The sequence below is a fragment of the Seohaeicola sp. 4SK31 genome (assembly GCF_028802875.1).
Taxonomy (GTDB): Bacteria; Pseudomonadota; Alphaproteobacteria; order Rhodobacterales; family Rhodobacteraceae; genus Seohaeicola.
Window position 1 is genome coordinate 78310 of the sequence record NZ_JARAMP010000018.1, and the last position, 8473, is coordinate 86782.

At 61.7% G+C, this 8473-nt stretch carries 9 protein-coding genes and 1 pseudogene; 8 read left to right on the forward strand and 2 right to left on the reverse strand.

Going from position 1 to position 8473, the window contains the following annotated elements:
- Nucleotides 1–137: 137 nt before the first annotated feature.
- The 6 genes from PVW27_RS15365 to PVW27_RS15390 are packed head-to-tail and all read left to right on the forward strand — an operon-like array spanning nucleotide 138 to nucleotide 6734.
- Nucleotides 138–1076: a phosphate acyltransferase gene (locus PVW27_RS15365; RefSeq protein ID WP_274559226.1), complete on the forward strand. Its 939-nt coding sequence runs from the start codon at nucleotides 138–140 to the stop codon at nucleotides 1074–1076.
- A complete protein-coding gene (locus tag PVW27_RS15370) occupies nucleotides 1073–2143 on the forward strand; it encodes an acetate/propionate family kinase (protein WP_274559228.1) in 1071 nt (356 codons plus the stop codon). The genes PVW27_RS15365 and PVW27_RS15370 overlap by 4 nt, the downstream gene beginning before the upstream one ends.
- Nucleotides 2140–4962: a molybdopterin oxidoreductase family protein gene (locus PVW27_RS15375; RefSeq protein ID WP_274559230.1), complete on the forward strand. Its 2823-nt coding sequence runs from the start codon at nucleotides 2140–2142 to the stop codon at nucleotides 4960–4962. Before PVW27_RS15370 ends, PVW27_RS15375 begins: the two co-directional genes overlap by 4 nt.
- Nucleotides 4959–5108 (forward strand): hypothetical protein, encoded by a 150-nt coding sequence (locus PVW27_RS15380; protein ID WP_274559231.1) that lies wholly within the window; start codon nucleotides 4959–4961, stop codon nucleotides 5106–5108. Before PVW27_RS15375 ends, PVW27_RS15380 begins: the two co-directional genes overlap by 4 nt.
- Nucleotides 5105–5860 (forward strand): 4Fe-4S dicluster domain-containing protein, encoded by a 756-nt coding sequence (locus tag PVW27_RS15385; protein ID WP_274559233.1) that lies wholly within the window; start codon nucleotides 5105–5107, stop codon nucleotides 5858–5860. The genes PVW27_RS15380 and PVW27_RS15385 overlap by 4 nt, the downstream gene beginning before the upstream one ends.
- 1 nt (nucleotide 5861) lies before the next feature.
- Nucleotides 5862–6734: a dimethyl sulfoxide reductase anchor subunit family protein gene (locus tag PVW27_RS15390; protein ID WP_274559235.1), complete on the forward strand. Its 873-nt coding sequence runs from the start codon at nucleotides 5862–5864 to the stop codon at nucleotides 6732–6734.
- Here PVW27_RS15390 and PVW27_RS15395 read toward each other — a convergent pair whose 3' ends face one another.
- A complete protein-coding gene (locus PVW27_RS15395; RefSeq protein ID WP_274559237.1) occupies nucleotides 6735–7400 on the reverse strand; it encodes a DUF1523 family protein in 666 nt (221 codons plus the stop codon).
- A gap of 19 nt (nucleotides 7401–7419) precedes the next feature.
- A complete protein-coding gene (locus tag PVW27_RS15400; RefSeq protein ID WP_274559239.1) occupies nucleotides 7420–7689 on the reverse strand; it encodes a hypothetical protein in 270 nt (89 codons plus the stop codon).
- A 177-nt stretch (nucleotides 7690–7866) separates the two neighbouring features.
- Here PVW27_RS15400 and PVW27_RS15405 point away from each other — a divergent pair, with 177 nt between their 5' ends.
- Nucleotides 7867–8208 carry a cupin domain-containing protein gene (locus PVW27_RS15405; RefSeq protein WP_274559241.1) on the forward strand — a complete coding sequence of 114 codons (342 nt, stop codon included), beginning with the start codon at nucleotides 7867–7869 and terminating at the stop codon, nucleotides 8206–8208.
- Nucleotides 8209–8254: 46 nt separating this feature from the next.
- Nucleotides 8255–8473, forward strand: a pseudogene (locus tag PVW27_RS15410) (hypothetical protein); the annotation flags it as partial.

Consider the following 8473-nt stretch of genomic DNA (forward strand, 5'->3'; position numbering starts at 1 on the left):
CATGTTTCTTCTTGCCGGAAATATCCCCCGCGCGGAGCGCATCCGCCGGGAAGGATTGTCCTTCAGCAAAGGCAAGGTCGGAACGCTGATCCTTCACCCTTGCCTAATGTCTGAACCCGTGGTCGATTGAACCGGTCATGAGAGAACCCTTTCCCTTCTTGTCGCAAGTGACCGCAGAGGCTCCGCGGCGACTTCTGGATCAGGCGCGTGGCCTGCCGGTGCCGCGCGTCGCGCTGGTGAATGCCGGCAGCGTGAATGCGCTTGAAGGGATCCGCGAGGCCGCCGACGCGGGGCTGGCCCACCCTGTCCTGATTGGGGATGCGCCAAAGATCAGGACTGTGGCAGATGAAATCGGCTGGGATATCGCCGCCCTGCGCCTGATCCACGCCCCCGGGGCCGAGGCGAGCCACCGGGCCGCCGAATTGGCCCGCAAGGGCGAGGTCGATGCGATCATGAAGGGGCAGGTGCATACTTCGGTCTTTCTCAAAGGTCTGTTGCCGCGCGCGGCCGGACTGCGGGACGCCGATACGCGCTGCGGTCATGTGTTTCACATCACGGCGCCCCATTCCGACCGTCCGCTTCTGCTGACTGATGGTGCGCTGAACGTGGATCCGGATATCGCCTGTCGTCAGGCCTGCCTGACCCACGCCGTGCGTCTGGCACAGCAGTTGGGGATCGCGCGTCCCAAGGCGGGCATCCTGTCGGCGAATGAGGATCCGCTTCCCTCGCTTCAGAATTCGATGGATGCGGCTGTGATCTCTGCCTGGGCCAAAACCGCCTTGCCACAGGCAGATGTGGCCGGACCGATGGCGCTGGATCTGATCTTTTCGGCCGAGGCGGCGGCGGCCAAGAACTATGTCTCGCCCGTCGCGGGGGACGCGGACATCATCCTGACGCCCAACATCACAACGGGGAATGCGATCTTCAAGCTGATGTCGCTGGGGATGGGGTGCTGTGCCGCCGGGGTCGTGCTGGGATTGAAGGTTCCGGTCCTGCTGACCTCTCGTGCGCAGGGGGCACCGGCGCGCATAGCATCGGCGGCGCTGGGGGTCATCGCGGCGGGGGTGCGGCGATGATCCTGGTCGTCAATGCCGGGTCCAGCTCGATCAAGGTCGAGGTGTTCGACAGGGATCTGGTGTCGCTTTGCCATGCGGCTGTGTCCGAGATCGGCAGTGCCTCAGCCCGGTTGCGGATAGGTGACCGAGCCGAGGCCGTGCTTGCTGCGGATCACGGGTCGGCACTGGCGCATCTGCTTGGGGCTTTGTCCGGAGAGGGTATCACGCTGGACCGCTTGACGGCTGCGGCGCATCGGATCGTGCATGGTGGCGCGGATCTGACGGCCCCCGCCCGGCTGACGCCGGAGGTGTTGGACAAAGTGGCCGCCTGCAATGATCTGGCGCCGCTTCACAACCCGCATAACCTGTCGGGAATCGCAGCCTTGATGCGGCTGGCCCCGGATCTGCCGCAATTCGCCAGCTTTGATACGGCTTTTCACGCAACGAATCCGGCGCTTGCCGTGACCTATGCCATTCCGAAGGCCGAGCGTGACAAAGGCATCCGGCGCTATGGCTTTCACGGGCTGAGCTATGCGGGACTGGTCGAGAAGCTGCGCCCGGCCCTGCCGGGGCGCTTGCTGGCGCTGCATCTGGGCAACGGCGCCAGTCTTTGCGCGATCGTTGAGGGGCGCTCGGTTGCGACCTCGATGGGGTATTCGCCGCTGGATGGTTTGGTGATGGGCAGCCGTGCGGGAAGTATCGACGGGATGGCGGTGCTGCGGATGGCTGCGGATCACGGGATCGAGGGGGCGGCACATCTGTTGAATCATGACAGCGGGTTACGCGCGGTTGGCGGCACAAATGACATGGCAGAGCTTCTCGCCACCGATACGGAGCGGGCACGCTTTGCGGTGGATCATTTCTGCTATTGGGCCGCGCGGCAGGCGGGATCGGCCATTGTCGCCATGGGCGGTCTGGACGCCATCGCCTTCACGGGTGGCATTGGCGAGAATGCAGGGGCGGTGCGTGACACGATCGTTGCGCATCTTGCCTGTTTCGGACCGGTGCCCGTCCATATCGTGCCTGCGGATGAGGAACGGCAGATCGCACGCGATGCCCTGTCGCTGATGCAGGGGGTGACGGCATGACCCAGCCATATCTGGACACTTCTCCCCCTGTATCGGACGAGATCCGCAAGACCACCTGCTACATGTGCGCCTGCCGTTGCGGGATCAACGTGCACATGAAAGGAGACAAGGTCGCCTATATCGAAGGCAACCGCGATCATCCTGTGAACAAGGGTGTTCTCTGTGCCAAGGGCTCGGCCGGGATCATGCAGGTCAACGCACCTTCGCGACTGCGCGCGCCGTTAAAGCGGGTTGGGCCGCGCGGATCCGGGCAGTTCGAAGAGATCAGCTGGGACGAGGCGCTGGCGCTCGCGGTATCGTGGTTGAAGCCATTGCGCGAAACCGCCCCCGAAAAGCTGGCCTTCTTTACCGGGCGGGATCAGTCCCAAAGCTTCACCGGTTGGTGGGCGCAGCAATTCGGCACGCCCAACTTCGCTGCCCATGGCGGGTTTTGCAGCGTCAACATGGCGGCGGCGGGCATCTACACGATGGGCGGGGCCTTCTGGGAGTTCGGCCAGCCCGATTGGGAGCATACGAAGCTGTTCATCCTGTTCGGCGTAGCCGAGGATCATGACAGCAACCCGATCAAGATGGGGATCGGCAAGCTCAAGGCGCGCGGGGCGCGGATCGTGGGGGTCAATCCGATCCGGTCTGGTTACAACGCCGTGGCCGATGACTGGCTGGGGATCACTCCGGGCACTGACGGGCTGCTGATTCTGTCGCTGGTGCATGAGTTGCTGCGCGCGGGCAAAATCGACGTGGATTACCTGTCGCGCTATACCAACGCTCCCGTTCTGGTGAATGGCGATCCGAAATCGCCGGAATACGGGCTTTTCCTGCGCGATGACGCGGGCAAGCCCTTGGTCATCGACCGGGCCACTGGCAAGCTGACCGCCTTCGATCAACCCGGCGTGCGCCCCGATCTGGCGGCAAGCCACCGCCATGCGGGTGTAACCCATCGGCCGGTGATGCATCTGCTGGCCGAACGGTATCTTGATCCGCAATATGCGCCCGAGGCCGTAGCGGCACGTACCGGAATTGCCGCGGCCAAAATCCGCGCCCTGGCAGCACAGATTGCGCATGCCGCCTTTGACGCACCCGTCGTACTGGAGCGGCAATGGACCGATTTCCGGGGCGAGAGTCATGAAACCATGGTGGGCCGCCCCGTCGCCTTTCACGCGATGCGGGGGATCTCGGCCCATTCCAACGGGTTCCAGACCGCCCGCGCGCTGCATATGTTGCAAATCCTGCTCGGGGCGGTGGAAACCCCCGGCGGGATGCGCTTCAAGCCACCCTATCCCAAGCCTGCGACCGCCCATCCCAAGCCGCATTGCAAGGTGACGCCCGGCGCGCCGCTGGATGGGCCGCATCTGGGCTATGTGCAGGGGCCGGATGACCTGTGCCTCAAGGATGACGGCACGCCTGCGCGGATCGACAAGGCGTTCACATGGGAAAACCCCATGTCGGCCCATGGGTTGATGCATATGGTCATCAGCAATGCCCACGCCGGCGATCCCTACCGGATCGACACGCTGTTTCTGTATATGGCGAATATGTCGTGGAATTCGTCCATGAACACGGGCGGCGTCATCAAGATGCTGACCAATACGGACGAGAACGGCGATTATGTGATCCCGCGCATCATCTATTCCGATGCCTATAGTTCCGAGATGGTCGCCTATGCCGATCTGATCCTGCCCGACACGACCTATCTGGAGCGGCATGACTGCATCAGCCTTCTGGATCGCCCGATTTCCGAGGCCGATGGCGCCGGGGATGCAATCCGCTGGCCGGTGGTTCAGCCTGACCGAGATGTGCGCGGGTTCCAGTCGGTGCTGCTGGATCTGGGGGCACGGTTGAACCTGCCGGGTATGGTGAACCCGGATGGCAGCGCGCGGTTTGTCGATTACGCCGACTATATCGTGAACCACGAACGCAAGCCCGGCGTCGGTCCTTTGGCCGGGTGGCGCACAGGCGAAAAGGGTCTGACCCATGGGCGCGGCATGCCCAACGCGGCGCAACTGGATGAATACATCCGCAACGGCGGTTTCTTTGTGGCGCATGTGCCGGAAGATGCCGCCTATTTCAAACCGTGGAACCGCGCCTATCAGGATTGGGCCGTGGGCATGGGCTTTTACGACAAGCCCGAACCCTATCTGTTCCAGCTTTACGTCGAGCCGCTGCGGCGGTTCCAACTTGCAGCCGATGGACATGGGACACGCCAACCGCCCGAGCATCTACGCCAGCGGATCAAGGCGACGCTTGACCCACTACCCGTCTGGTATGCCGCGCTGGAAGACGGCCATGCCGACCCTGAGGAATTCCCGATCCATGCCCTGACGCAGCGCCCAATGGCGATGTATCACTCATGGGGCACGCAGAACGCATGGCTCCGCCAGATCCACGGGGTTAACCCACTTTATGTGCCGACAAAGCTCTGGGTGCAGCATGGCTTTGCCGAGGGGGATTGGGCGCAGGTGACCTCGGCGCATGGGGTGATCACCGTGCCAGTCTCGCATATGGCGGCGCTGAACGAGAACACGGTCTGGACGTGGAATGCCATCGGCAAACGCAAAGGTGCATGGGCACTGGATGAAGAGGCACAGGAAGGCGAGAAGGGGTTTCTGTTGAACCATCTGATCCACGAATTGCTGCCGCCGCGCGGGGATGGGTTGCGCTGGTCGAATTCCGATCCAGTCACAGGGCAGGCAGCGTGGTTCGATCTGCGCGTGAAGATCGAGAAGGTGCCCGCCCCGGCGCGAAGTCAGCCTGCCTATCCTGCCATCAAGTCTCCTGTCGGAAAGGGTCCGGATTCAATGGCATGGAAGGTCAGTCGATGAGTCCCCAGCAGCGCACCCTTTTGTTGATCGCGGTTTTTGTTGCTTTGATCATCGGCAGTTTCATCTGGTTCATCGCCACGTGGGATCCGGCACAGGAGCAGCCCGTATCAACCATAATCGAACCGGATGAGGTGCGTCAGGTATGACCACCCTGCCCTCTCATACCGAGCGCAAGCTGGGGCTGGTCATTGACCTTGATACCTGCGTCGGCTGTCACGCCTGTGTGGTGTCCTGCAAGGGGTGGAACACCGAAAACTACGGCGCGCCTCTGTCGGATCAGGACCCCTACGGGGCCGAACCATCCGGCACCTTTCTGAATCGGGTGCACAGCTATGAGGTGCAGCCCGCATCGGGCGCGGCGCAACTGGTGCATTTCCCGAAATCCTGTCTGCATTGCGACAATGCCCCTTGCGTGACGGTCTGCCCCACGGGTGCAAGCTACAAGCGTCAGGAGGACGGCATCGTTCTGGTAAACGAGGATGCCTGCATCGGATGCGGTCTATGCGCCTGGGCCTGCCCTTATGGCGCGCGCGAGATGGATATGGCGGCCAAGGTGATGAAAAAATGCACTCTTTGCGTCGACAGAATTTATAATGTGAACCTGCCAGAGGAGGACCGCGTGCCCGCTTGTGTGCGGACCTGTCCCAGCAATGCGCGCCATTTCGGGGATCTGGCCGACCCAAACAGCGATGTCAGCCAATTGGTCGCGGCACGCGGTGGAATGGACCTGATGCCGGAGCAGGGCACAGCTCCCGTGAACAAGTACCTGCCGCCCCGGATCAAGGACAGGCTGGACCGGGCGGAGGAGATCGATATCCTAGCCCCCTTCCTTGAACCCGTAACAGATCAGCCCAAGGGTTTCCTTGGTTGGCTGGACAAGGCATTGGACAGGTTCTGACATGCATCCCGCACCGTCCATCATTGCCTTCACAACCCTGTCCGGTCTGGGCTTTGGCCTGATGGTCTGGCTGGGGCTGGGAATGCCAGGATCAACCGGGCTGGTGGCCTTTGTGTTCTTCGCGATCGCCTATGCTTTGGCGGGGGGCGGGCTGATCGCGTCGGCCTTTCATCTGGGGCATCCCGAGCGCGGGCTGCTGGCCTTTACGCAGTGGCGGTCAAGCTGGCTAAGCCGCGAGGCAGTGCTGTCTGTGGCCACGCTTGGCGTGATGGGGGTCTATGCCATCGGACGGATCTTCTTTGCTGCCGATTGGCTGCTTCTGGGCTGGTTGGGTGGCGCGCTGGCGCTGGGCACGGTTTTGGCGACCTCGATGATTTACGCGCAGATGAAAACTGTGCCGCGATGGCGCAGCCCACTGACGCCTGCACTGTTCCTGTTGTTGTCGCTGGCTGGAGGCGCGCTGCTGGCCGGGCAGGTCAGTTGGGCGCTGATCCTGCTGGCCCTCTCGGCCGTCCTTCAACTGGCGTGGTGGCGGCAGGGCGACCACGCCTTTGCTGCGTCAGGCACGACAATGGCCAGCGCCACGGGGCTGGGTCCTATCGGGCAGGTGCGCGCCTTCGAGCCGCCCCATACTGGGCCAAATTATCTGCTGCGCGAAATGGTGCATATCGTGGGACGCAAACATGCGCTGAAGCTGCGGGTGATCGCATTTGGACTTGGTTATGTCCTGCCGATTGCGCTTCTTCTGGCACCGTTCAGCCATGTCATGGGGATGCTGGCCGTGATCAGCCATATCATCGGCGTTCTTGCCTCGCGCTGGTTGTTCTTTGCCGAGGCCGAACATGTGGTCGGCCTCTATTACGGCAAGCGCTGATCAGCGGGCAGGGGTCTTGCCGCGCACGCCATCCCACCAGCGGCGGACCTTGCCACGTCTGTCAATAACGTGGCCAGTCGCTGCTTCAAAGCTATCGCCGATATCTTCCAGCACGGGATCAATGCGGGCCTGACGGAAGCGCCGCCAGCGGACCCAGATCGCCCAGAACACAGCCGCCAGAAGCGTCAGGATGGTGATGTTGATCCACGGGATGATCGTCACATCGGGGCTGTCCACGCGCCAGATCTTGATCGCGTTGGGATAGATCGACAGAAATTCGTTGCGCCAGCCATAGTGGCGGATCACCACCCATTGCGCCTGCTGGCCGCTGGTCGAACGGCTTTCCAGATCCGCCGCCTGCGCCTGCAGGTTTGAGGTGTTGAACTTGAAATAGGGCGGCCAGCCCCAGCCGGTATCCTCGTTCCGATAGATCATCGGGCGGTCATTGGTGCGGAAAGTCTGAATGAAGAATACATCGCGATTCTGCGCATTCACGGCATCGCCAGTGGGCGCATTGGCCCAGAAGATCGAATTCTCGCCGAAATCGATCCGCTCAAGATAGGTGTCGGTGATGCGCACGACATCGTGCTGCGGAAGGGTGTAGTGAAGAAAAGCGGCGATAAGCAGCCAGAAGGTGCCGATAAACGTCCATTTCACATAGGCCATGTTCCCGTCCCCTTCGCGGTCAGTGGAAGTTCACCAGATAGATCACCACGGCAATACCCACAACAGGCACGATATAGACGCCCCAAAGCAGTTTGCGCCTGAGCGAGCGGTCGTAGATTTTCAATCCGCGCTGGACAAATGCCTCTCTGTCGCCACGGCGGATATCCTCGTCCCATTTGCGGCGCAGCTTGGTGCGGCGAACAGACCGGGAATAGAAGGACAGCGAGACATAAATCACGGTAAGGACGATGAACCCCACGATGATCAATCGCGCCAATGCCAGAACCATTCCCGAAATCTCCTTGCTGTGCGGCCATAATGCCCCATGCGGGCGGGCCATGCACTTGCCAATTGAAAATGTGGGCCATTGGCAAAGGTTTCAAGCCTTTGGATTGTTTGCCGCTTCTCGCTTGCGGACGACGCGCCTCGCGCATTAGCCTGCGCGCAACCCGCGAAGGAGGTAGCGATGTCCGATCTGTTTTTCCCCGTCATGCCATCTGGCAACGCCGAGGTCGAGCGTCCCGCCCCTGATCGTGTGATTGCCGGTGATCCGGTCTTTACCTCATGGACGCTGGAGGATCGCGACGGGCTCTACTGCGGGATCTGGGAATCCACACCGGGTGCGTGGCGCGTATCCTATGACGAATGGGAATATTGCCGCATCCTGTCAGGTGTCAGCATCCTGACCGAGGAGGGCGGCACGCCGATTACCCTGCGTGCAGGCGACAGTTTCGTATTGCGTCCCGGCTTTCGAGGGGTTTGGGAGGTTGTGGAAACCACCCGCAAGGACTTCGTGATCCGGCTCTAACACAGCCTGTTTTGTGCAGATCGCTCCCTCGACTGGAAAGGCCGACATGACTGTCACCACACGCACCGGGCCGTTGAACCTGATCACCGATGTCGTGGGGCTCAGGGTTGGCAACGCCACCGATCTGACGGTCAAAAGCGGAACGACATGGTGTGATTGCGGCGGTCGCTCTCCAGTGGCGAACGAGGTCCGGTATGTTGGCCTCATGTATATAAGGCGTGAGGAGAACGACCTATGGAACATTATGCTGGTTTGGATGTGTCAC

Excerpts from the sequence above, each read along its gene's own strand:
- PVW27_RS15365 (WP_274559226.1), top strand. The coding sequence starts at position 138 with ATGAGAGAACCCTTTCCCTTCTTGTCGCAAGTGACCGCAGAGGCTCCG.
- PVW27_RS15370 (WP_274559228.1), top strand. The coding sequence starts at position 1,073 with ATGATCCTGGTCGTCAATGCCGGGTCCAGCTCGATCAAGGTCGAGGTG.
- PVW27_RS15375 (WP_274559230.1), top strand. The coding sequence starts at position 2,140 with ATGACCCAGCCATATCTGGACACTTCTCCCCCTGTATCGGACGAGATC.
- PVW27_RS15380 (WP_274559231.1), top strand. The coding sequence starts at position 4,959 with ATGAGTCCCCAGCAGCGCACCCTTTTGTTGATCGCGGTTTTTGTTGCT.
- PVW27_RS15385 (WP_274559233.1), top strand. The coding sequence starts at position 5,105 with ATGACCACCCTGCCCTCTCATACCGAGCGCAAGCTGGGGCTGGTCATT.
- PVW27_RS15390 (WP_274559235.1), top strand. The coding sequence starts at position 5,862 with ATGCATCCCGCACCGTCCATCATTGCCTTCACAACCCTGTCCGGTCTG.
- PVW27_RS15395 (WP_274559237.1), bottom strand. The coding sequence starts at position 7,400 with ATGGCCTATGTGAAATGGACGTTTATCGGCACCTTCTGGCTGCTTATC.
- PVW27_RS15400 (WP_274559239.1), bottom strand. The coding sequence starts at position 7,689 with ATGGTTCTGGCATTGGCGCGATTGATCATCGTGGGGTTCATCGTCCTT.
- PVW27_RS15405 (WP_274559241.1), top strand. The coding sequence starts at position 7,867 with ATGTCCGATCTGTTTTTCCCCGTCATGCCATCTGGCAACGCCGAGGTC.